The organism is Sphingomonas sp. Leaf231 (assembly GCF_001421995.1).
Taxonomy (GTDB): domain Bacteria; phylum Pseudomonadota; class Alphaproteobacteria; order Sphingomonadales; family Sphingomonadaceae; genus Sphingomonas.
In genome coordinates this window covers 201,825-224,047 of the sequence record NZ_LMLS01000001.1, presented here as the reverse complement: position 1 = coordinate 224,047, position 22,223 = coordinate 201,825, and the positions used below count along the sequence as shown (strand labels likewise).

Sequence of the window (22,223 nt, the reverse complement as noted above, 5' to 3'; positions counted from 1 at the left end):
TGCCTGAACCATCGGGCGGGCAGCCGCAGCGGTCGCATGTCATCCGCTCGCGCCGCGCCGCAGTCATCCCGTTATATCGGCAACGGTTCAGCCGGTGGCATATTCCATCTGCGGCGCGATGATCGCATCGCCGTCGCTGTGAACCGTCACCGGTATCGACTTGGCCGCCGGCGTCTTGCTGCCAACCGCATAATGCCACATCGGCATCAGCACGTTGCATTCGGGGTAATAGCCGCCGATGCACCCGACCGGTATGTCATAGGCGACGACGATCAGGCCGGAGAGATGGCGGTCGACGCCGTCATCGGCGACGGTGCGCAGTGTCACGGCCTGGCCCACCTTGAGCCCCAGCCGGTCGATTTCCGAGCGGTTCATCAGCACCACGGTGCGGATGCCATTGATGCCGCGGAAGCGGTCGTCGTAGCCGTAGACCGTGGTGTTGAACTGATCGTTCGAGCGCAACGTCATCAGCCGCAGAACGTCATGGCCGACCGCAGGCATGTCGAGATCCTCGTCGAGTGCCCTGGGCGTGACGAACTGCGCCCGACCGCTGTCGGTGCGCCACTCTCGCCGTTTCGCCGGAAGGTCGCGCTGAAACCCGCCCGGTTCCCACATCCGCTGTTCGTAGTCGTGGAAGCCTTCGGGCAGCGTCTCGGCGATCTCCTTCCTGATTTCGGCGTAATCGGTCATGTACGCGTCCCAGCGCACGTTGGCATTGGGTTCGAACACCTGCTTGGCGAGCTCGCAAAGCAGGCGGATCTCACTAATGAGGTGCGGCGAGGCGGGGGTGCGCATGCCACGATTGCCGTGGACGCAACCCGAGGTGTCCTCCATCGACAGCATCTGTTGGCCCGCCGCGGTTTCGTCGATCTCCAGCCGGCCGATCACCGGGAGGATGTAGCTCACCTCGCCGGGCAGCAGCGCGCTGCGGTTGAGCTTCGTCAGCACGTTCACGGTGAGCCGCAGCTTGCGCCACGCGGGCTCCATCCGTCCATGATCGGGGATGGCACGGACGAAGTTTCCACCGAGCATGACGAAGGCGCGCACATCGCCCTTCAGGATCGCCTCGCACGCCTCGACGGTGTTGTAGCCCGGTTCCTTGGGGGCGGTGAAGCCGAACTGTTCGCCGAGCCGGTCGAGCGGGAACAGCTCGGGCTTTTCTGTCACGCCCATGGTGCGCTGGCCCTGGACGTTCGAATGGCCGCGCACCGGACAGATACCTGCGCCGGGCCGACCGATATTGCCGCGCATCAGGAGCAGGTTGACCAGCATCTGCACGGTTTCCACCCCCGCGCGATGTTGGGTGAGACCCATCCCGTATATGCCGATCGCCGGACCGGCGGCGGCGTAAACGCGCGCGGTCGCCTCCATGTCGGCGCGGTGCAGGCCGGAGCGGCGTTCGAGTTCGTCCCAATCCTGCGCCCGCAGCCAGTCGGCGAAATGATCGAAGCCGCGGGTGTGTTCGGCGATGAACGCGGTATCGATCACCCCCGCCTCGCCGCGACCCAGCGCCTGGTCGTGTGCGCTCAGCACCGCCTTGCAGATGCCGGCAAGTGCCGCGAGATCGCCGCCATTCTTGACCTGATGATATTGCGAGCTGATCCGCGTCTCCTTGCCGGTCAGCATTTCGGTCGGCGATTGCGGATTGAGAAAGCGTTCCAGCCCCCGCTCGCGCAGGGGGTTGTAGGTGATGATCGGCACCCCGCGCTGGCTCGCCTCCTGCAACGGGTGCAGCATGCGCGGCGAGTTGCTGCCGGGGTTCTGCCCGAAGAACATGATGCATTCGGTCTTCGCGAAATCGCCGAGGTCAACCGTGCCGACGCCCTGGCCGATGCTGATCGGCAGCGCCACCGACGTGGTTTCATGGCACATGTTCGAACTGTCGGGCAGGTTGTTGTTGCCATAAAGGCGCGCGAATAGCTGATAGAGGTAGCTCGCCTCGTTCGACAGCCGTCCCGAGCTGTAGAAGACGGTGCCATGCAGCTTGTCCTGCACATCACGCAATTCGCGCGCGATCTCTTCGATCGCATGCCCCCACGACACCGGAACGTACCGGTCGGTATCCGCATCGTAGCGTAGCGGATGGGTCAGCCGTCCGGGTTGTTCGAGGTGATAGTCGTCCCACTCGCGCAGTTCCGAGACGGTGTGCTCTGCGAAGAAAGCCGGCGTGCAGCGATGCGCAATTAATTCCCACGCCACCGCCTTCACGCCGTTTTCGCAGAATTCGAACGGCAGCGGGCTGGCGGGCTTCACCCAGGCACAGCTGTTGCATTGATAACCGTCCACCTTGTTGTGACGCGACAAGGCGATGCCGGCGCTGCCGACGACCCCTTCGCGGCGCAGTATATTGCCGACGGAGCGCGCCGATCCCCAGCCGCCGGAGGGAAGGCGATACGGTTTGAACGTCGGCTTCATCGGGCACCTCCGGTCGCGGCAAGGTGTCGCAGGAGCGCAACATTCGCCGCCCTTTTACGTTGGAACGCTACCGGCTTTGCAGTCTTTCACTTCGGTTAGGCATCTATCAACGAAGGATATTTTGATGACAGTTGGCCGCGATTACATGCTGAAGAAGGATCGCGGGCCGTCCGCACCCAAGGTGTTCGTGGACACTCAGGTGGTGCCGCGGCTGGTCAACGCCGCGGGCGGCGCGGAGGTGGCGCTTGACCGCGCGGCGCGGTGGACCGGGATGCGGCCCAGCCTGTTGCTGGCGGGTGCGGTGGCGGGGCTGTCGCTCGCCACGGCCGGCGCGCTCCGGGCGCGGCGGGGGCCGTCGCAACCGGTTTCGCCCGCCGCGCCCTCGGGCGTCGGGTCTCGTCCTTCGCAAGCCTGATCGCACCTGCCGGTTACTGCACCCAAATCTGTCGGAGAGCGTGTTGCACGGTAATGTTCCGCCCCATCCCTTGCCCGAGCTGCCGCCGATCCCCGATCCTGTCGATGCCCCCTATCCCGGTGTCATCCGCCTGACAGTCGACGTGACGGACGTGCGCCGCGGCATCTTTCGCGCGCATGAAACGATCCCCGTGGAGCGCGCGGGCGAATTGATGCTGCTCTATCCCAAGTGGCTCCCCGGCTTCCATTCGCCGCAGGCCCCGATCGAGCTGTTCGCCGGGCTGCGCGTGCGCGCCGGGGATCGCGATTGCACATGGCGGCGCCATCCGGTGACCGTCAACGCCTTCGCCATCGAAGTGCCGGACGGGGTCGATGCGATCGAGGCGGAGTTCCAGTTCCTGTCGCCGACCGATGCATCGCAGGGGCGTGTGCTGTGCTCGCCCGACATGCTGTGTCTGCCCTGGCATACCGTCGTGCTGTATCCAACCGGTCACTACGCCCGTCAGATTGCGGTGGAGGCGAGCCTCATCGTGCCGCCGGCGTGGCAGCTGGCCTGTGCGCTGCGGTTCGACGGGCCGTCCGACGGCATCGTCAAGTTTGAGGCGACCACGCTGGACGTGCTGGTCGATTCGCCGGTGCTCGCCGGCCGTCACGTTCGTCGCGAAACGCTGGACGATCAGGTGCACCTCACCATCGTCGCCGACCAGCCGCATCAACTCGCCGCCAAGCGGGAGCACATCGACCGGCATCGTGCCGTCGTCGAGCAGGCGGACCGGCTGTTCGGCACGCGCCCCTACGACCGGTTCGAGATGTTGCTGGCGCTCAGCGATACGCTGTCGAGCGAGGGGATCGAGCATCACCGGTCGTTCGAGGCCGTGAGCCTCCCGGGCTATTTCACCGACTGGGCGGGAAGCTTCGTTCGCCGCGACACGATCCCGCACGAATATGTGCATAGCTGGAACGGCAAGCATCGCCGCGGCAAGGATTCGTGGCAGCCCTGCTTCGAAAAGCCGATCCGCAACAGCCTGATGTGGGTGTACGAAGGGCAGACCCAATATTGGAGCCAGATACTCTGCGCGCGATCGGGGCTGTGGACGCCCGAACAGACGCTGGGCGCACTGGCGCAGACCGCGGCGCGCTACGACGTACGGCCTGGCAGCCGCTGGCGGCCGACGATCGACACCAGGCGCGATCCGATCATCGCCGCGCGTGCGCCGCTACCTTGGCCCAGCTGGCAGCGTAGCGAGGATTATTACGCCGAAGGATCGCTGGTCTGGCTGGACGTCGACACGCGGCTGCGCGAGTTGTCCGGCGACACGCGGTCGCTGGACGATTTCGCGCGCGCGTTCTTCGGGGCCGAGGCCGCCGATCCGACCACGGACACGTATGACTTCGAAGAGGTGATCGCGACGCTGAACGGGGTTGCCGCCTACGAGTGGAAACGGTTCTTCGAGGAGCAGCTGACGCGCACGCACGACCATGCACCGCTCGCCGGGCTGGAGCGCGGCGGCTATCGTCTGGTCTATCGTGACACGCCGAGCGCCTATCAGGCGGGCTATGAAGCGGTGTCCGGGACCATCGACCTGACGCATGCGATCGGGCTGACCCTGACGCCTGGTGGCAAGATCACCGATGTGCGTGGGACGGGGAGGGGTATCGGGCAGCGCTGACCGTCGGCACGTCGATCACCGGCGTGAACGGGCGCAGCTTCTCGCCCGATGGATTGCGGCAGGCCGTCCGCGACGCCGGCGATGGACGCAACGACGGACGGGTGGCGCTCGCCACGCGTCGCGGCAGCTATGTCGACAACGCGTATGTCGAGGCAAGCAGGGGCCTGCGCTATCCGCATCTCGAACGGATCGAGGATGTGCCGCGACGGATCGACGCAATCCTCGCGCCACTGCGCCCATGATCCGTCGCACCGGCGTGGTCGCTTGCTCAGGCTGCTCCCGCCAGGTTCGTGCAATTCCTGCCGCCCGCCTTCGCAGCATAAAGCATCTGATCCGCGCTTTCGAGCCAGGCAGGGGCCGCAGTGACGTTCGGCGTCAACGCCGCGATGCCGAAGCTTGCGGTAACCTTCACGGCGCGACCGTCCGGAAGGTTCATCTGCTGATCGGAAATCGCCTTTCGCAGCCGTTCCGTCACGACGACCGCCTGTTCCCCGGACGTTTCGCTCAGGAGGATTCCGAACTCCTCACCACCAAGACGGCCAAATACGTCGGTCGGACGAAGTTTGATCTCGGCGAGTTCGGCGATCTTCTGTAAGACCTGATCGCCGACGCCATGGCCGTATGTGTCGTTGACCGCCTTGAAGTGATCGACGTCGAGCATGACCAGCGAGCTCGGCCGGCCGTATCGCTGCGAGCGCGCAATCTCACGCTCGGCCTGATCGATAAACCCCCGCCTGCTTAGCGCGCCGGTCAGCTGATCCACTTGAGCGATGACGCGAAGTTCGAGTTCGTCGCAAACGATGTTGGCGAAGTTGCTGAGGATCGCGATATCGGCAGGGCTAAACCGGCGCGGACGCGTATCCATCGCGCAAAGAGCGCCGACGTTATAGCCTTCCGGCGTGCGGAGCGGCACGCCGGCGTAGCTGCGGATGTGCGGTGCGCCAGTCACAAGGGGGCTGGAAGCAAAGCGCTGATCGTTGCACGCATCTTCAACGATAAACGGCTCGCGTTGTTGAATGGTATGCGTGCAGAAGGAAACAGCCCGCGGCGTCTCGGCGACGTCGACGCCTCGACGCGCTTTGAACCACTGTCGGTCGCGATCAACGAGTGTCACGGTCGACATCGGAACCGCAAGAACGGTACGAACCAGCGAGACTATCTTTTCGAATGGCTCCTCGATGGAGCTGTCAAGAACGTTGAGGCGGCGCAAGGCGAGGATTCTGGCTTCGTCGTCGTGCAACAACAGGTCATCCATGGTGCCGCTCCTTCGCCATGGCGCGTATTGCCGTCGTTAGTTCATCTGCGTAACTGTCGACCAGTGCGCGCACGCTGTTCTCGATCATCTCGTCTTGCAATCCGGCTGCGCGCAAGCTTGAAATCAGCGCAGTCAGATGGGCTTGATGCCGGTGGACGCTGCTCAGCAGCTCCGCTGGTATCTCAAGCGGTTCGGCGATGGAGGGGGTGGGTTGTAACTCGTCAACTCGCACGATTAGGTCCTTCGCTCCCGATGACTTGCGGATAAGCGGTCGATGGTTAAAAATTCGCGTCTGTTGTACATTCATGCGGGCTGTCGCGGGCTCGGCGCCAGTGGTGCTGCCGGCCTCCGTCCATGCAGGCACCGCAAATTCATCAGCTACGCAAGGAAGTAGCGCAGCACGCTTACCTGTCAGAAAAAACAGCCGCGCCATGAGTGCAAGTGGAAAGCGAAGACTCAAGCGCTTTCCATAAGTGCCCTTCCGGGACGTGGTTGATCAATCATCAGCGGACGGTGATCGAAGCTGCAGTTGTTGAAGGCGTTCGGTGACGGCGCTGGAAGCGCTGACCATTACGTTGCGAGCGTGGGGTGCCAGGGTCGCACGGGCGGTCGGATCTACGGCGCTGATCGTTCCGATCGCGTGTTCGCCGTCTGGTCGTATGATGGCGGCGACATAGAACCTGAAGCGCGCGATATCGCCGTTGACCCACGGATTATCGGCAAACCTGTCGTCGGCGAGCAGATCGGGAACGAAAAACACGTCGTGTCCCGACGCAATTGCATGTCCTGAGAACGAATTCTTTCGGCGATACGCGCCTGTGGCGATCCCATGCGCGGCGATCACATATTGCGTGTCGCGATGTAAGATTGACAGCAATGACGCGCTCACGTCCAGGCTCCGGCAAACGCCTTCTGCGAGCCGGCCAAGAACCGGGTCGTCCAAGGCCTCAAGCGCACCGCTTGCCGACACTGCCGCGTCGCGCTTTGCTTCGTTGATCGGCACGGGCGGGGGGTGAAAAATCGAGATGTTCATCTGCGCTCCATCGGCCCGCGCGAACAGGTCCAATACGGACCTAACGTAAATTTGCGTCTGAATACAACCCTATTCGCGCAACCTGGAAATTCTACCTTCTCTTCGCGACGAGGTCGGAAAATCGGCCTGGTCGAGGCTCAGCCGGTCGCATCAGCAGATCCGCAGTCCGCGGCATTGATCACCAAACGCGTTGGACAAGCTGCGCTCGCCAATGACGGTATTCGGGATGGTGCCGAGTAACGTATTGCGCCGGATGCGCAGCGGCAAAAGCCCGCATGCGGATGTGGACCTGTCGCGACTGCCCAATCTTGACCGGATCATCCCGGCCAGCGTGGGCGAAACATACCCAAGAGCGGCTTCTCATCGCCTGATTGCGACGATCGGAACAAGCGACGATCTTCGACCGCCGTCAAGGCATGGTAAGGTGGTTTCGGGATTATTCCGTGAGCCGTCTGTCATACCCATCCGCTTGTGTCCGGTTTGTTCCGGATTGCGGCACGGGCGAGATGCTTGGCTCTCACGCTAAAAGGCAGAAATCGGTCGTTTATTGGTCGGGGAGACAGGATTCCTCCAAATTTCTCCCGACCCGCTAAGTCGTTGATTCCACGTCAACGAACAACTCGTCTGTCTGCGAGTTGCACAGCGATGGGTACAAAAAGGTGCGCAAAATGGCAAGCGGCCGATGATCGATCGGCGGCATTTTTCAACCGCCGATCGATGGCGAAGCTCGACCGTGGATCTTGCCCGGCACCATCACAGGACTGTGGGCCGACCTGGTCCTACTTCCCCTCGCCCATCCGTTCGGCGCACCGCGCCACCCAGTCGCGGATCGCCGGGTCGGCGGGCATCATGTCGGCGAACCAGAAGAAGGGCGAACTGCACAGCATGTCGGCGGCGGAGAAACGCTCGCCGAGCAGCCACGGCCCCTGCCGGAGTGGCTCGGCCAGTCGCTCGATCATCGTATCGAAGTCGCGCAGGCCGGCGGTGATCGCGGGATGGTCGACGTTCGCCCATTTCAGGATCAGTAGCGGCTCGATAATGCCCTGATAATAGAACAGCCACGACAGATAGGCGCCGCGCCCCGCCTCGCCCGGCAGCGGCCCGAGCCCGGCATCGGGATAGGCATCGGTCAGGTAGAGCATGATCGCGCCCCGCTCGCGCACGGCGTCATTGCCGTCGGTCAGATAGGGCACCTTGCCTTCCGGGTGCGGGTTCGCGGGATCGCGGCTGCCCGATCCGTCCTGTCGCGCGATGGTCACCTCGCGCATGTCGATGTTGGCCGAGAGCATCCGCGCGAGCGCGACGACCGTATCGGACCGGGAGTTGGGTGAATAGTAAAGGGTGCGCATCAGGTTGCTCCTTGCGTTGAATGACGTCGTCACCCTACGAAAGCGTTCCTGACAATTTCGGGCAGCAGGGATGGCACGATCGGATCGACTGATGCGGTTGCTCGACGCGCTGCGGCGGCTACCAAAGCCGGTGACGGCGACCCGCCTTGCCGCGGAGACGGAGGTCTCGCCGCGACAGCTCTATCGTGACATCGCGACGCTGCGCGCCGGCGGGGTGCTGATCGATGGGGCGGCGGGTTACGGCTACACGCTGACCGAGGATCCGGCGCTCCCGCCGCAAAGCTTCTCGCGCATCGAGATCGAGGCGTTGATGCTGGGGGTCGCGAGTCTCGGCGATCTTGGCGACGACACGCTGACGACGGCGGGGCGCAACGCGCTCGCGCGGATCGTCGCGACCTTGCCCGACCGGCAAGCGCGGCAGGCGGCGCACGCGACGATGCGAGCGTGGCGTCTGCCGGAGCCGCGTGCCGCCGTCACGATCGACCTCAATCTCCTGCGCGAAGCCTGCTGGGACGAATTCAGCGTCCGCATCACCTATCGCGATGCAAAGGGGCGGCGGACAGAACGTGAAATTCTGCCGCTCGGCATGTCCTACAGCCCGAGGACGCTGATGCTGGTCGGCTGGTGCCTGCTGCGCGAGGCGCATCGCACGTTCGAGGTGCCGCGGATCGAAGCGCTGGAACGGGGCGGACGCAGCTTCCGTCCCCGCCGGGTACAACTCCTTCGCGACTATGTCGTGCTGCGGACCGCGGAGTGGAAGAGGAAGGAGCAACAGGCGCGCCTTCCATCGTGACAGCTTCGCCCGCATCGCCTAGCTTCGGCCGATGGCCTTCGGCGACTGGACCGATCAACAAAATGACGCGATCGTCGCCGACTACTTCGCGATGCTGGCCGACGATGAGGCTGGCCGTCCCTACAGCAAAGCCGAGCATAATCGCCGGTTGCAGGAAGCGATCAACCGCCCGCGCGGGTCGATCGAATACAAGCATCAGAACATCAGCGCCGTCCTGAAGGGGCTCGGCGAGGATTGGATCCCCGGCTACAAGCCTGCCTTCAACTTCCAAGGATCGCTGGTCGATGCCGTAGCGCGCTGGCTGGCGACGCATCCGGCGTGGTTGTCGCCCGAGACGCGCCTGTCGCTGGCCGGAGGGTCGTCGTCGCGCGTGCAGGAAACGCCGACCCTGTGGATCGGCCCGCCGCCTACGCTCGGCAATGCGCCGCCGCCGGACGAACTCGAACAGATGCAGCATATCGCCCGGCGCTTCGACGTGGCGGAGCGTGATGCCCGCAACCGTGCGCTGGGGCGCGCCGGTGAAGAGCGGATCGTCCGGCACGAGCAATCGTCGCTGGCGGCCGGCGGGCGCGATGATCTGGCCGCTCGCGTTCGCTGGGTGTCGGAGCAGGATGGCGATGGTGCCGGCTACGACATCGCCAGCTTCGAGATCGACGGTCGCCCACGCCTCATCGAAGTGAAAACGACCAACGGGTGGGAGCGCACGCCCTTCCACATCAGCCGCAACGAGCTGGCGGTGGCCGACGAACGCCGCCGTGACTGGTGCCTTGTCCGGTTGTGGAACTTCGCCCGCGATCCCCGCGCGTTCGAGTTGCGGCCGCCGCTGGACGCGCATGTGTCGCTGATGCCGACCAGCTTCCAGGCCAGCTTTCGGGATTAACGCACCTCGTCGATCACGGACAGCGCGTGGTCCACGAACCGGCCCTTCTCGCCGACCGGTGCGACATAGTGCAGCGCCTCGCGTGCCAAATCGGACGACCCGCGGCGGGCGATCATCCAGGCGGCGAGATAGGGTGCCGCGAGGCAGCCGCCAGCCGTCGCGATGTTGCCGTATGCGGCGAACGGAGCATCGATCACGGTTACGCCTGCTTCCACCACCCACGGCTTGGTGGTGAGGTCGGTGCAGGCCGGCAGGTCGCCGATCAGGCCGAGCTTCGCCAGCAGCAGCGTGCCCGAGCATTGCGCGGCGATCAGCTGTCGCGTGGGGTCCAGCCGCAACCGCGCCAGCATCGACGCATCTGAGGCGATCTCGCGCGTGCGGAAACCGCTGCCGATCAGGACCGCATCCGCTTCCTCGACGAACGCGAGCGGGCGTTGCCGGTGGACGACGACGCCGTTCGTCGACGTCACCGTCTCGGTCGGCGCGGTGATGTGCGCGGCCCAGCCATGCGGGCGCAGCCGATTGAGGATCGCGGCGGCGACAAACGAATCCAGTTCGTTGAAGCCATCGAAGGTGAGGATCGCGACCTGCATCAGCCGTGTGTCCGACCGCTGAACAACGTCCGCGTCGCGCCCGCGACCCAGACCTGTCCGGTGTCGTCCTGCGAGACGTGGATGCGCCCGGTTCGCCCCAGCCGCGTGCCTTGCGCCGCGACGTAACTGCCGTTCGCCCGGCCGCTGGCGAACAGCCATTGGCCGACCGAGGCGTTGAGGCTGCCCGTCACGGGGTCCTCGATCAGCCCGCCATGCGCGTCGGTAAAGAGCGCACGGAGTTCGAACGCGACCTCGCTGCCGGGCGCGTGCGGGCCGACGATGCCGATGTCGATATGCTCGGGATGATGCCGCGCCGGCTCGATCGCCAGCACCGCGTCGGCAGATTCCAGCATGACCGCGATCCAGCCTGGACCGTTATCCGCCCAAGTCGCATCGACGATCGCGGTTCGGTCGATGTGCAGCAAGTCTGCAACTTGGGCGATCTCCGCCTCGGTCGGCGTCCCACCGCGGAGCAGCGGTGGCGCGGCGAAGGCGAGATGGTCGCCGTCATGGCGGATCGTCACCAGGCCGACGCCACATTCCTGCACGACCACGCCGTCCCGCTTCGGCTGACCGCCCGCTTCCAGCCACGCATGCGCGCTGCCAAGGGTCGGGTGCCCGGCGAAGGGCAGTTCATGCACCATGGTGAAGATGCGCACGCGATAGTCGGCGGACGGGTCGATCGGCGGCAGCAGGAAGGTCGTCTCCGAAAAGTTCAGCCAGCTCGCGATCGCCTGCATTTCTTGCGTCGTCAGTCCCTCCGCATCGGCGATGACGGCCAGCGGGTTACCGGTCAGCGGGTCGGTGCCGAACACGTCGACGAGGCGGAAGGGACGGGTCACGGGGGTAGATCTCCTGTTGATGATGCCTCGACATAGCCGCTGGCAGACTGGCGCGGACAGTGACGGAGGAATACGATACGACCGAACTGTATTGGTCAAAGGTGCAGCACGGTGGCAAGCAAGCCCGACGAGACCCGTACCGGGATGGTGGCGCGCACGATCCGCGACCGGATCGAGGCGCGCACACTCACGCCCGGCGCGCGGCTCCCCTCGATCCGGGCCATGGCGGAGTCGAGCGGCGTCGCGCGCTCGACCGTGGTCGAGGCCTATGAGCGGCTAGCCGGCGACGGCGTTATCCGTTCGCGACCGGGCTCGGGCTTCTATGTCGCCGCGCCGCTCGCACCGCTGGCGCTAGACCGACTTGGCACCGCGAAGGAACGCGAGGTCGACCCGCTGTGGATGCTGCGTCAGTCGCTGGGCGAGCGCCGACACGAGTTGATGCCCGGATGCGGCTGGCTGCCCGACGATTGGCTCGCAGGCGACGCGCTCCGCAAGGCGATGCGCGGGGCGGCACGCGCGGACGGTGACGGCACGCTGGCCGGCTATGCCTCGCCACGCGGCTCGCGACCGCTCCGCATGCTGCTCGCGCGGCGAATGGCGGATCAGGGGATCGAGGCCGGTCCCGACCAGATCCTGCTGACCGACAGCGGCACCCATGCGCTCGATCTGGTGTGCCGGTTCCTGCTTCAGCCCGACGATACCGTGCTGGTCGACGATCCGTGCTACTTCAACTTCCTCGCGCTGCTGCGGGCGCATCGGGCGAAAGTGATCGGCGTGCCGATGACGCCGACCGGGCCGGACGTCGCCGCCTTCGCCGAGGCCGCCGCGACGCATCGACCGCGTTTCTACCTGACGAACTCGGGCGTCCATAACCCGACGGGAGCATCGCTTGCTGCGCCCACCGCGCATCGGCTGCTCAAGATCGCCGAGGCGCACGATATGGTCATCATCGAGGACGACATCTTCGCCGACTTCGAACATACGCCATCGCCACGCCTTGCCGCCTTCGACGGCCTCGACCGGACGATCCGCATCGGCAGCTTTTCGAAATCGCTGTCCGCGGCGGTGCGCTGCGGTCACATCGCGGCGCGGCCGGACTGGATCGAGGGGCTGGCCGACCTGCGGATCGCCACGTCGATGGCGGGCAGTCCGCTCGCGGCCAGCCTGCTCCATAATGTGCTGACCGATGGCTGTTATCGCCGTCACGTCGAAGGCGTTCGGACGCGGCTGGCTCGCGCGACCGCCAAAGTAGCGATGCGGCTGCGCTTGGTGGGCATCGAGCCTTGGATCGAGCCGGCGGCCGGCATCTTCCTGTGGGCGAGACTGCCCGACGGCACCGATGCCGTCGACCTCGCCCGCCGCGCGATCGCCGAGGGCATCGTGCTGGCGCCGGGGCCTGTGTTCAGCACCAGCGGGGGCTGGCGCGACCATATGCGCTTCAACGTCGCGATGAGCGATGACCAGCGGCTATATGCCTTTCTGGAAACCGCCCTTTCCCGGCCGCTAGACGGCGCGACCAGCTAGCCGCTCGACCAGAAAGTCGACGAATACCCGCACCCGCGCCGGCGTGGTTGCACCGCCGATAAAGACGGCATGGATCAGCTCGACATCGCCCGGATTACCGCGCCTGAATCGGGCATATTGACGCCGTGCGCTCCGACGTGGTCTTCGCCGGTCATGGGCATCTCCATCGGCGAAGCGCGTCGGATCGCATTGGCAGCGCAGGGCTTCGGCCGATCTCGACCCTCGGTCCCGTCCGCTCGCCACCTGCGCAGCACCGCCAACCGGCTCCACCTCTTCCAGATCGACAGCGTCAACGTGCTGACGCGCGCGCATTATCTGCCCGCCTTCGCCCGGCTCGGCGGCTATGATCGCGCACTGCTGGAGGGCGATGCGTGGGGGGCGACCCGGCAGCGGCTGATGTTCGAATATTGGGCGCACGAGGCATCGTTGCTGCCGCTCGACCTGCACCCGCTGCTCCGCTGGCGGATGGCGCGGGCGGAGCGTGGCGAGATCGGCTATCAGGCGCTGCGCCGCTTCGCGTTGGAACGCCGTGCCGAGGCGGACGCCGTGCTCGAACGGATCACCGCCGAAGGCCCGCTGACCGCAGCCCATTTCGAGAACGGGTCGAGTCGTAGCGGCTGGTGGGAATGGAGCCACGTCAAGCACGCGCTCGAATGGCTGTTCTGGTCCGGGCGGATCACCACCGCGACACGGCGGGGCGGCTTCGCGCGCGTGTACGACCTGACCGAACGGGTCATCCCGCCTGCGGTGGTGGAGCTTCCCACGCCATCCGCCGAGGTAGCGCAGTGCGCGCTGATCGAACGGAGCGCCCGTGCGCTGGGCGTCGCGACCGCCAGCGACCTGCGCGACTATTTCCGGCTTAAACCGGCCGAAGCGGATCACGCCATCGCCGATCTGGCGGAGGATGGCGTGCTCGTTCCCGTGCGGGTGGAGGGCTGGAGCCAGAAGGCGTGGATGCACCGCGACGCGGGCGTGCCCCGCCGGGTGCGCGGCGCTGCCTTGCTCGCGCCGTTCGATCCGTTGATCTGGGAGCGGGCCCGCACCGAGCGACTGTTCGGTTTCCGCTATCGCATCGAGATCTATGTCCCACTGGATCGTCGCACGCACGGCTATTACGTGCTGCCCTTCCTGATGGACGAGGCGCTGGTCGCGCGGGTCGATCTGAAGGCCGACCGGCAGGCCGGGCTGCTGCTCGCGCACCGCATCACGCTGGAGCCGGCGACACCTGCCGATACGCTGGACCGGCTACGGATCGAACTGGATCGGATGGCGGCGTGGCTCGGCTTGCCTGCCGTTCGGATCGGCGCGGTCGTGGATCGCGATTGAGGTCACATCGTTCCACCCCGCTCGGCCGCGGGAACGATGCCGTCGTCAAGAAGCGCATGTAGAGCAGCGATATGGCCATTGTCGCGCGCGCCGCCGGGATCGGAGGTCATGACCACCGTCAGCTTGAGGTCCGGCACAACGAACAGCATCTGCCCGCCATAGCCCCAGGCGAAGCGCAGCGGATGACCGCGGCTGGTGCCGACGAACCAGCCATAGCCATATTGGCCGCCGCTCCACGGCGACACGGTACGCGGGGTCCAGCTCCCCTCGATCCAGCGCGCGGGAATGATCCGCCGGCCATCGATCACCCCGCCCAGCCGATAGAGCTCGCCGAACCGCGCCAGACTGCGCGGCGACATCAGCATGTCGTTGCCGCCGAAATAGATGCCCTGGGGGTCACGCGACCAAGGCGGGATCGTGATGCCGAGGGGCCCCGCCAGCCAGTCGCGCATCAGGGCGTGGGTGTCGCGGCCCGATGCCCGGGTCAGCATCGCCGACAGCAGATGCGTGTTGCCGGTCGAATACAGCATCGCGCCGCCGGGCTGCTCGACAAAGGGGCGGGCTAGCGCGAACCGGACCCAGTTGCGGCTGGACACCCAGCGCCCGTAATTCTCGCCGGATGTGCGCTCCAGACCGCCGCGCATCGTCAGCAGATCCTCGACGGTCAATCGGGCGAGACGCGGATCGGCCTTGGGCGGTGCCTCGTTGCCGAGCACGGAGACGACGCGCTGGTCGACCCCGGTCAGCACGCCCTTCGCGATCGCGAGGCCGACCAGCGCGGACAGCACCGACTTGGACGCGGACTTGATGTTGACCGGCCGGTCGAGCGGCGGCCCGCCGTTGAAGCGCTCTTCCACCAGCACCTGCCCATCGCGCCTGATCAGCAGCGAACGGATTCGCGGAAGACGCCGGGCCTGGGCGACGGTGTCGGCGAGGATGGCGCCGTCCAGGCCGAGCGTCTCGACCGGGCGGGACTCTGCCGGTTGCTGCGGCGCAGGGGTGGCATCGCAGCCCCCGGCGAGCAGCAGCGCCAGCGCGCCGGCCATCCCCCTCACGGCGTGATCGCAGCGCGGAGGGTTGGCAGAAAGACGGTGGGCGCCTCAACCTGCGGCGAATGGCCGAGATCGTCGAGGCGGATCAGGCGGGCGCCCGGGATGCGCTTCACCGCCTCCTCGGCCGCTTGCGGCACGGTGCGAACCCGCGCGCGCTGGTCCTCCGGCGCGCTGCTCGCACGAAAGGCGGTCAGGTCGCGCTGCCCGATGATGAGCGTGGTGGGCACCGTCAGCCGCGGCAGTTCGGCAGCGACCGGCTGGGTCTGGATCATGTCGGAGAGCCGTGCCTGGGCGTCGCGCACCGTGTCGCCATCGGGGCTGGCATATTGCCCGGCCAGCATCGCGACCCAGCGGTCATAGGCTGGGCGCCACTCACCGTGATAATAGTTGCGAAGCTGATAGGCCTTGATCGACGCGGCGTCGACCTTCGCTTCCTCGGCGCGCAGCTTGCCGAGGTCGGTATAAGGCACACCCTCGCTCAGCGTGTCGTTCAGCCCGAGCGGATTGACCAGTACCAGCCGCGTGACCCGTGCGGGATGGAGCAACGCGAAGCGCGCCGCGAGGATGCCGCCCGTCGAATGGCCTATCAGAACCACCTTGCCGATGCCTGCCTGATCGAGCAGCGCCGCGGTCAGCGCGGCCATGGCATGGAAGCTATACTGATAGCCGCTCGGCTTGGACGACTTGCAGAAGCCGATCTGGTCCGGGGCGATGACGCGATACCCGGCCGCGGTCAGCCCCCGCGCGGTGTCGCCCCAGGTCGCGGCGCAGAAGTTCTTGCCGTGCAGAAGGACGACCGTCGTGCCGTTGGGGGCGGCAGTCGCCGGCCAGTCGAGAAAGGCCATGCGGACGGGATGGCTCTGTGAGTTCGCTTCGAACCAGCGCACCGGCGCGGGATAGTCGAACCGCTCCAGATTGGCGCCGAGCGGTATCGTCTGCGCAGCGGCAGTGGTTGGAAGCATCGCCAGGCAGGCGATGGCGGCGAGGTGGCGGCGGAACATCACAAGGTAACACCGGTCATGACCCCGGTATCCCTGCCGCGCGATCTTGACGTTCGGTACGCAGTGTTGATGGTCGGAGCGATCCCGCCGGCACGGCAATGGAAGAGGTCCGGCGCGAACCTTCACGAAGGCAAAGAACGTGGGAAGTGCAGCAGCCTCTGTAGCCGGGGAGGAGGAAATTTCAGGCGCAATTCCGCGTCGCTGGGGAACCCTGAGCGACGCTGGTGCGCGGACCCGATTGCCGGGTCCGGATGGCGCCTGGCGGGCGCGGTCCTCCTCACCCGCGGGCGGGTGATCCGGAAGGTGACGGTTGCCGTCACGAGGGGGGGGCTATCGGTCGGCGCCGATCCATTACACACTGATGCCGTCACGCCGTCGGCACGGCGTGCTGGAGGCGAAGTGTGGTCGGCGAGCGGGCAATCAGCCAGAGCATCGGAGCGGCGAATGGCAAGCTCGCCGCGCTGCTGCGCGCGCGCGAGGAAGCCGAGCAGTTGCTCAAGATCGGACGGGTCAAGATCAAGGAACAGGCCAAAGAAGAGGCCGCGAAGAGACCGACCAGCGGCCGAAGCGCGTGGATGATCGCCGCCGACTTCAGCGCACCGCTGCCTCGTCCGGGTCGCCCGCGGGCGGCGGACGGGGTCACGACCAGCTTCCATTTTCATTCCTGTTCCGTGGCCCGGTCGTCCGTCGCCGCAGCGACGGGCGGTTTGGCAGCGAGCCATGCCGCCTATGTCGAGCGTGTCGAAGCAGTCGAGGTTGGCTCGGCGCTCGGCCACGCCGCCTATGTCGAGCGCGACGATGCGGTCGAGAGCATGGATCGCGCGCTTATCTTCAGCAACATATCGGACGATCCCGAGCGTCGCCGCACCTATTGGGAGGCGGTCGATCGGTGCGAACGCCAGGGCCATGCGGGGCTGAGCATCAAGGCCGGCGCTATCAGCGAGTGGTTGGACGCGGCGGCAGCCGACCTCCCACCAGCATTCGTCGCGCATTGCCGCGCCGAGCGGAAGCGCTGGGCAGCCAGCCGGGCGAAGAAGACGTCGTTCAAGGCGAAACGCTATCACGCCGAGGAGGACGCCTGTGACGCCATCCTCGGCGTGCTTCGGCAGTTGCCCGACTGGCCAGACAATGAACCGCCGGTCTTCTTCACACCCGGTTCCGCCGGCCGGACCCAGTATCGCTACGTGGCCGAGTTACCGCACGAACTTGGACCCAGCGACCGCACTGCGATCGTTCGCGACTTCTGCAACCATCTCGGCTCCTTCGCCCGCGACGCGGAGGGGCGAGCCACGGGCATGATGTATACGGCGGTGATCCACGCGCCGGGGCCGGGCAACGACAGGCGCAACTTCCACCTCCACGTCATTGCGCATGATCGCCCCGCCAAATGGATGCCGGACCCGGGTAAGTGGGATTTCGAAATTGCCGAGGAGTTCAAGCGCAAGGGCGAGACCCGCGTCCGCTATCCGCACCGGCAGGAAAAGATCGTCGAGGTCAGCCGCAGCCTCGCGCCAGACAAGCGGTCGGAGCACTATAACGGCGCGATCGCCGGCAAAGCCTTCGTGCCACACCTGCGGGAGCGCTTCGCCGGCATCTGCAACGACCGGCTGGCGCTCCGGGGCATCCAGCGCCGGATCGACGCGCGGTCGCACGAGGCGCTTGGGATCGAGAAAACACCCGAATTGCACCTCGGCACCCGGGCCGCCGCGCTGGAGCGGGCGGGCGTGCCGACCGTGATCGGCCGCTACAATGCGGGTGCCAGCTGGCAATACGCCGCGCTCGCCGAGCGGCGCAGGACCGAAAGCTACTTCGGGCCATGGCAGCAGCAGAATGATGCGCTCGCGAAGAGCGTCGTCGGGTCGCCCGAGGGCGTTGCTCTGATGGGGGAACGCCGCGCGGTGCTGCACGCGCTTGAGGAGACGCGGGATCTGGCGTGGGAGAACGATCGCTTCCGCGATCAGGCGCGGTCCCGTGCGCAGGCGACGCTCGACCATTGCGTCATGTCCCTTGCCCAGGTGAGTGGTAGCGCCGCGCATCGTAAAGCGGTCGAAAAGCGCAAGCAGGAAGCCGAGGAGCATCTTGCCAAAGTCGAGGCCGCCATCGCGGCGGGTAAGGCTGATATTGAGGCGGCAGCCGTAGCGATCGGCAAATTGCACCTGCGGCATGTCGCAATCGATGCCCGCTTGGCGGAAATCGCACGTGAGAGGAAGGCGCGCCTGAAGCTCGTGGCTGGGCTCGATTTCGCTCCGCCCGTCGGATTGATCTCCGAACAGCAGGCACTGCAAGCTGTCGGCGCGCTGGCTGGCGCCAAGTCGCTCACGTCGGTGGGTGTGATGGCGGTCGTGCCGGCCAATGACGACGCGATCGTCGACAACGCACCGATCCAGCGGCGCGTGCATGTTGTCGATACCACACCGCCAGCTGAACCAGACGCGGTACCCGTCCACCACGGGCGACATCACGCGAGTGGGGAAGCCACCGCTTCGGCCGAAGCGGTGGCGCCGGATCGGATAACCGAAGCCATTACACGCGACGAGCCGCGGCCAGCGCGTGTGGTCGCGCCTCGGGCCGACGAAGAGGCGCGCATCACGCTCGGACGGCGCCACGAACTCGACGCCCTGTTCCTCCGCATCGCGCGGGACCGTGTTCCTGTTGTCAGGGTCGCCGGACGACTCACCATCGACGCACTGCCGCCGAGCGATGCGGCATTGTTGGCCAGCCCGTCCTTTCGGGTGCTCATCGACAAGCGGCTGACCGGCATCGCCAAATCGCAGGCGGCTGAGATCAAGCGGCTCGTCGACGCCATCAGGAAGCGAGCGTTCGACCCGACTATCGAGGGCGGACCACAAGCGCTTCAAACCTTGTGGCAGCACTGGCAGGAACATCCGGACGTGCAACGCGCGCTGCCCAAGCCGGAGGGTGACCGCACCCTGTCATTGGTCGATAGCACGCCGAAGCAGAATGACACCGCACCTGTTGCGGAGGAAAAGCCGGTCGGCGGCTTGTCCGCGCAGGCGGCGATCGTCGTGCCTGTGTCCGATCACCTGGTGACAAGGCCGAAGGGGCCGGGAAACACCGCGGGACCAGTCATTCCGCGCGGCAAGGGGCCGGAACGGTAGGCGTCGCCCACCCATCCGGGAAGGACCGCCGGGGCCGGCGGGGAGGAGCATGGAGGGAGCCTGCGGCTGTGCCGTGAAGGCGAAATGATCGCGCGGAGGCAGCGTGCAGCCCGCCGCCCTCGCGCAGAAAACCCCAAGGACTTTCATGTATCTGGTTACCAAGGAGCGTGCGCTGGCCCAGGCGCGCGCACTGTCTGGCGCGCTCGCCCTCGCTGAACGCGCCGGCTGGCACTTCGACCGTAAGACACCGCTGATGCTGCGCCCGCCGTTCAGCAACTATCTCCACGTCGCCGCGTCGGAGTTGCTGCTGGTGCCCTCGATCGAGCCGTCGCGCGGTGACCTCGCCATCGTCAATCGCGGCATGCGCGAGGCGCGCTGCGACGCGCTGGTCGTCAAGGCGTCGACCGCCGGCAAGCCGATGCTCTACTGCGCCGTTGGCCGCTGGCGCCGCCAGCAGAACCTGTGGTGTCACGAGCGGCGCCCGTGGCTGACGGAACACGGTCAGATCTGGCTGGTGGCGGAACACGCATGGGCCGAGGATCCCGGGACCTCGATCCTGCTCGGTTCGAAGCGCCTTCAGGTCGCCTCCGAACTGCCCAGGCTTTACGCCCACGAAATGGCGGCGGGGTTCGAGCGCGCCGACGCCTTCCTCGCGCAGATCTGGGGGGACCTGTGATGACGGCGCTCCCATGGATCAGCCCGGCGGCCGCCGACGACATGCTGTTCGACGACCCGCTGGGCTCGTCGCCCGCGTTCGGCTTCGCGCTGATGCGCCCGAAGGCGAAGGGCAAGCGCAACACCACCGCCGACCTCGCCCGCGCGAAGCTCCAGCCGAGCAAGCCGGACGATGCGGCGTGGGGAGCGGACGGGCTGTGGCCGATCACCTGCACGACCAGCCGGCTCGTGCCCGCGCCCGGCGTCGCGATCGAGCCGGATGCGCTGGAGACGGTGTTCGCTGGCTATGACGCCAGGGTCAAACCGCACCAGAAATTGCTCGCGGTCGTCCTGACCATGCGGTTCGATCACGGCTGGCAGCCGGCCGACATCCTGTCGATGGTCGGCGCCTATGCGCTACGGCACCTCGCGCTCGAACGCCGGCTGACCAGCCTCACCGTCGTCCACATGCCGGGCGACGAGCTGTCGGCGCGCCGCCCGCACGCGCATTGCGTGGTGCCGGCACGGGTTCACCGTGCCAGCGGATGGGGGGAGCTACACCGCGATCTCGTCGTCAAGGACGCACAGGTCGCCTTCGAGGCCGAATGGTCGGCGTTCCATGACGAATGGGCGCCGCGCTTCGCGCCGGGCTGAGCATGCCTGCGAGCACCCGCGATGATGATCGCGGGTGCCTTCGGCCAAGGCGGCGCGGCGCCCGCCCAAAGGGGAATGGTCCGATGAAGTGTCCCCGATGGTGGGGACGAAATCGGGAAGAACCAGATGACCACCAACTCCGCCGCCCGCGCTTACCTCGCCGCCGTCTCCACGATGTTGCTCGGCAACCGCACGCTGCGGCCGTCTGCGGCGCTGCTCGCCGGTCACCGTCTCGATCCGCTCGCGCGGCTCCGGCTGGGGGAGATGGCCTGCGATGCGCAGGCCGACCTCGTCCACCTCACCTTCGAGGAGCAAGCCGGCGAGACCGTGATGACCGACATCTCGATCTTCGTGCCGCGCGACCGGATCTGCTTCTCACACCCCGGCTGCCGGCTGTGGCTGTCGAAGACCGGGTCGCGCGCGCTGTTGCTGTCGCAGCCGCATGTCCGTGGCAGCTTCCGGCTGGCACCGGGCGAGATCATCCACTTGCCCTTCAAGCCCACCGATGCCGAGCAGGGCATCGCCCGCGCCGATGCACGCCTGCGCCGGCTGGTCGAGTGCGGTGTCGATGTCGCGGGCCGCGTCGTCATCAACGACTGGCCGATCTGGCAGTGAGGCGAGCCCGCGTGAGCGGGTCAGCCAATACCCCTCGGCGATCTCCGCCCAGCGTGCCCGCTGCTGCACCGAGGTGCCGAACGTCGCCAGCATCAGCGAAAAAGGCGTGTGCTGCGACCGGCCGCGGATATCGGCGAACCGGAGCCGGCCCAGCAGGAAGAAGATGTCCGCCTCGACGCTCAACGTCTCGTGGAAAAAGCGGGAATCGACGCGCACAGGAACAAGGCAGACGATGCTGCCGACATTCCCTCGCGACCATTGGTCGTGGGCGCGCTTCAACCAGAGCAACGTCTGAGAAAAGGGTGGATTGACGAAGGCGAGACCGCCGGACCAGTCGTCGACGAACCCGTCGCCGCCTTCCTCCAGAAGGATGCGGCGCTTCGCGACCACCGGGCTCAGCATATGACCGCACGGGTCGAGATCGATCGCGCCGAACGCGTCGTCGATCCTGGCCAGGAATTCGGGCGGCGTGAAGCGGACGTCGCGGTCCGCTTTATCGCCCTCGCTCCAGTAAACGCGTTCCTGTGCCCGGCGCCGCGCTCGCGGTGCGATCACTTTCATCAAGCGCAAGAGGGTCGCGACCGTTCCGCCACCGCGCTCGAGGTTGGCGACCGTGGTGCGCGACAGCCTCGCGCGCGCCGCCACATCGACGAGCGTCAAGCCGCGCCGCAAGCGGCAGGCGCGCAGTTGGGCGGCGAGATCCTTGCCCGGCGCAATGCCGGTCAGCCGAAAGTCGAGCGCCGCCATCACCGCCGTCAGCGTGGCCACCGACCCGATGCCACGTTCGAGCCGCTTGATCTGCAGCGGTGCCACGCCGATCCGTGTCGCGAGGGCGACTTGCGACATGCCCATCGACTGCCGCGCTTCGATCAGTGCCGCGACCAGCATATGCTACCAAAAAGGATCATATACTGGTCGATATGAGCAGCGGCAGCCGTTGGATCAATACTGTTCCGACTCGCCAGCGTAGCGGTTTATTACTTCTCGGCGATTTCCGCAGACTGTCTAAGTTCACCGACAAAAAGTAAACATCT

20 protein-coding genes and 1 pseudogene are annotated in these 22,223 nt (G+C 66.3%); 10 read left to right on the top strand and 11 right to left on the bottom strand.

From position 1 onward, the window contains the following. Positions 1 to 87: 87 nt before the first annotated feature. Entirely contained in the window at positions 88 to 2,415 is a 2,328-nt protein-coding gene (locus tag ASE95_RS01100) for an FdhF/YdeP family oxidoreductase (protein ID WP_056630298.1), read from the bottom strand. Positions 2,416 to 2,539: 124 nt separating this feature from the next. Here ASE95_RS01100 and ASE95_RS01095 point away from each other — a divergent pair, with 124 nt between their 5' ends. From ASE95_RS01095 to ASE95_RS01085, 3 genes are all read left to right on the top strand, one after another. Then, a complete protein-coding gene (locus ASE95_RS01095; protein ID WP_056630295.1) occupies positions 2,540 to 2,830 on the top strand; it encodes a hypothetical protein in 291 nt (96 codons plus the stop codon). Positions 2,831 to 2,900: 70 nt separating this feature from the next. After that, complete coding sequence (locus ASE95_RS01090; protein ID WP_056630293.1) at positions 2,901 to 4,499, top strand: M61 family metallopeptidase; 1,599 nt, start codon at positions 2,901 to 2,903, stop codon at positions 4,497 to 4,499. A 23-nt stretch (positions 4,500 to 4,522) separates the two neighbouring features. Further along, positions 4,523 to 4,741, top strand: coding sequence for a hypothetical protein (locus tag ASE95_RS01085; RefSeq protein WP_056630290.1), 219 nt, complete (start codon positions 4,523 to 4,525; stop codon positions 4,739 to 4,741). Positions 4,742 to 4,767: 26 nt separating this feature from the next. Here ASE95_RS01085 and ASE95_RS01080 read toward each other — a convergent pair whose 3' ends face one another. From ASE95_RS01080 to ASE95_RS01070, 4 genes are all read right to left on the bottom strand, one after another. Further along, entirely contained in the window at positions 4,768 to 5,754 is a 987-nt protein-coding gene (locus ASE95_RS01080; RefSeq protein ID WP_056630286.1) for a sensor domain-containing diguanylate cyclase, read from the bottom strand. Then, positions 5,747 to 6,214 carry a hypothetical protein gene (locus tag ASE95_RS17490; protein WP_156347836.1) on the bottom strand — a complete coding sequence of 156 codons (468 nt, stop codon included), beginning with the start codon at positions 6,212 to 6,214 and terminating at the stop codon, positions 5,747 to 5,749. The genes ASE95_RS01080 and ASE95_RS17490 overlap by 8 nt, the downstream gene beginning before the upstream one ends. 36 nt (positions 6,215 to 6,250) lie before the next feature. Then, on the bottom strand, positions 6,251 to 6,787 hold the full coding sequence (locus ASE95_RS01075; RefSeq protein ID WP_156347835.1) for a GAF domain-containing protein: 537 nt from the start codon (positions 6,785 to 6,787) through the stop codon (positions 6,251 to 6,253). Between the two features lie 779 nt (positions 6,788 to 7,566). After that, a complete protein-coding gene (locus ASE95_RS01070; protein WP_056630278.1) occupies positions 7,567 to 8,136 on the bottom strand; it encodes a glutathione S-transferase family protein in 570 nt (189 codons plus the stop codon). Between the two features lie 70 nt (positions 8,137 to 8,206). Here ASE95_RS01070 and ASE95_RS01065 point away from each other — a divergent pair, with 70 nt between their 5' ends. Together ASE95_RS01065 and ASE95_RS01060 are read left to right on the top strand one after the other, a co-directional pair. Then, complete coding sequence (locus tag ASE95_RS01065) at positions 8,207 to 8,929, top strand: helix-turn-helix transcriptional regulator (protein WP_056630277.1); 723 nt, start codon at positions 8,207 to 8,209, stop codon at positions 8,927 to 8,929. A gap of 31 nt (positions 8,930 to 8,960) precedes the next feature. Continuing rightward, positions 8,961 to 9,809 (top strand): DUF3883 domain-containing protein, encoded by an 849-nt coding sequence (locus ASE95_RS01060; RefSeq protein ID WP_056630274.1) that lies wholly within the window; start codon positions 8,961 to 8,963, stop codon positions 9,807 to 9,809. Here the strand turns inward: ASE95_RS01060 and ASE95_RS01055 are convergent. Both ASE95_RS01055 and ASE95_RS01050 read right to left on the bottom strand, forming a co-directional pair. Then, the gene (locus ASE95_RS01055) at positions 9,806 to 10,402 is read right to left on the bottom strand and encodes a DJ-1/PfpI family protein (RefSeq protein WP_056630272.1); all 597 of its coding nucleotides are present in this window, start codon (positions 10,400 to 10,402) and stop codon (positions 9,806 to 9,808) included. The two genes, ASE95_RS01060 and ASE95_RS01055, sit on opposite strands and share 4 nt — an antisense overlap. Continuing rightward, on the bottom strand, positions 10,402 to 11,244 hold the full coding sequence (locus tag ASE95_RS01050; protein ID WP_056630269.1) for a PhzF family phenazine biosynthesis protein: 843 nt from the start codon (positions 11,242 to 11,244) through the stop codon (positions 10,402 to 10,404). The genes ASE95_RS01055 and ASE95_RS01050 overlap by 1 nt, the downstream gene beginning before the upstream one ends. Before the next feature lie 111 nt (positions 11,245 to 11,355). On the opposite strand from ASE95_RS01050, the gene ASE95_RS01045 reads away from it, so the two are divergent. Continuing rightward, a complete protein-coding gene (locus tag ASE95_RS01045; protein ID WP_235528110.1) occupies positions 11,356 to 12,768 on the top strand; it encodes an aminotransferase-like domain-containing protein in 1,413 nt (470 codons plus the stop codon). On the opposite strand, the pseudogene ASE95_RS18145 reads toward ASE95_RS01045, so the two are convergent. Then, positions 12,748 to 12,864, bottom strand: a pseudogene (locus tag ASE95_RS18145) (LysR family transcriptional regulator); the annotation flags it as partial. The gene ASE95_RS01045 and the pseudogene ASE95_RS18145 sit on opposite strands and share 21 nt — an antisense overlap. Here ASE95_RS18145 and ASE95_RS01040 point away from each other — a divergent pair. Beyond that, positions 12,838 to 14,094, top strand: coding sequence for a winged helix-turn-helix domain-containing protein (locus tag ASE95_RS01040; protein WP_082449404.1), 1,257 nt, complete (start codon positions 12,838 to 12,840; stop codon positions 14,092 to 14,094). The pseudogene ASE95_RS18145 and the gene ASE95_RS01040 overlap by 27 nt on opposite strands. Before the next feature lie 2 nt (positions 14,095 to 14,096). On the opposite strand, the gene ASE95_RS01035 is transcribed toward ASE95_RS01040, so the two are convergent. Together ASE95_RS01035 and ASE95_RS01030 are read right to left on the bottom strand one after the other, a co-directional pair. Continuing rightward, on the bottom strand, positions 14,097 to 15,140 hold the full coding sequence (locus tag ASE95_RS01035) for a serine hydrolase domain-containing protein (RefSeq protein WP_056630262.1): 1,044 nt from the start codon (positions 15,138 to 15,140) through the stop codon (positions 14,097 to 14,099). A gap of 5 nt (positions 15,141 to 15,145) precedes the next feature. Beyond that, positions 15,146 to 16,147 carry an alpha/beta fold hydrolase gene (locus ASE95_RS01030; protein ID WP_056630260.1) on the bottom strand — a complete coding sequence of 334 codons (1,002 nt, stop codon included), beginning with the start codon at positions 16,145 to 16,147 and terminating at the stop codon, positions 15,146 to 15,148. A 401-nt stretch (positions 16,148 to 16,548) separates the two neighbouring features. On the opposite strand from ASE95_RS01030, the gene ASE95_RS01025 reads away from it, so the two are divergent. From ASE95_RS01025 to ASE95_RS01015, 3 genes are all read left to right on the top strand, one after another. After that, positions 16,549 to 19,266, top strand: coding sequence for a MobA/MobL family protein (locus ASE95_RS01025; protein ID WP_056630257.1), 2,718 nt, complete (start codon positions 16,549 to 16,551; stop codon positions 19,264 to 19,266). A gap of 145 nt (positions 19,267 to 19,411) precedes the next feature. Further along, positions 19,412 to 19,942, top strand: a complete 531-nt coding sequence (locus tag ASE95_RS01020; RefSeq protein ID WP_056630254.1) for a hypothetical protein — start codon at positions 19,412 to 19,414, stop codon at positions 19,940 to 19,942. Then, a complete protein-coding gene (locus ASE95_RS01015; RefSeq protein ID WP_056630251.1) occupies positions 19,942 to 20,574 on the top strand; it encodes a hypothetical protein in 633 nt (210 codons plus the stop codon). The genes ASE95_RS01020 and ASE95_RS01015 overlap by 1 nt, the downstream gene beginning before the upstream one ends. A gap of 375 nt (positions 20,575 to 20,949) precedes the next feature. Here the strand turns inward: ASE95_RS01015 and ASE95_RS01010 are convergent, their stop codons facing one another. After that, positions 20,950 to 22,077, bottom strand: a complete 1,128-nt coding sequence (locus ASE95_RS01010; RefSeq protein WP_056630243.1) for a DNA N-6-adenine-methyltransferase — start codon at positions 22,075 to 22,077, stop codon at positions 20,950 to 20,952. Positions 22,078 to 22,223 lie beyond the last annotated feature (146 nt).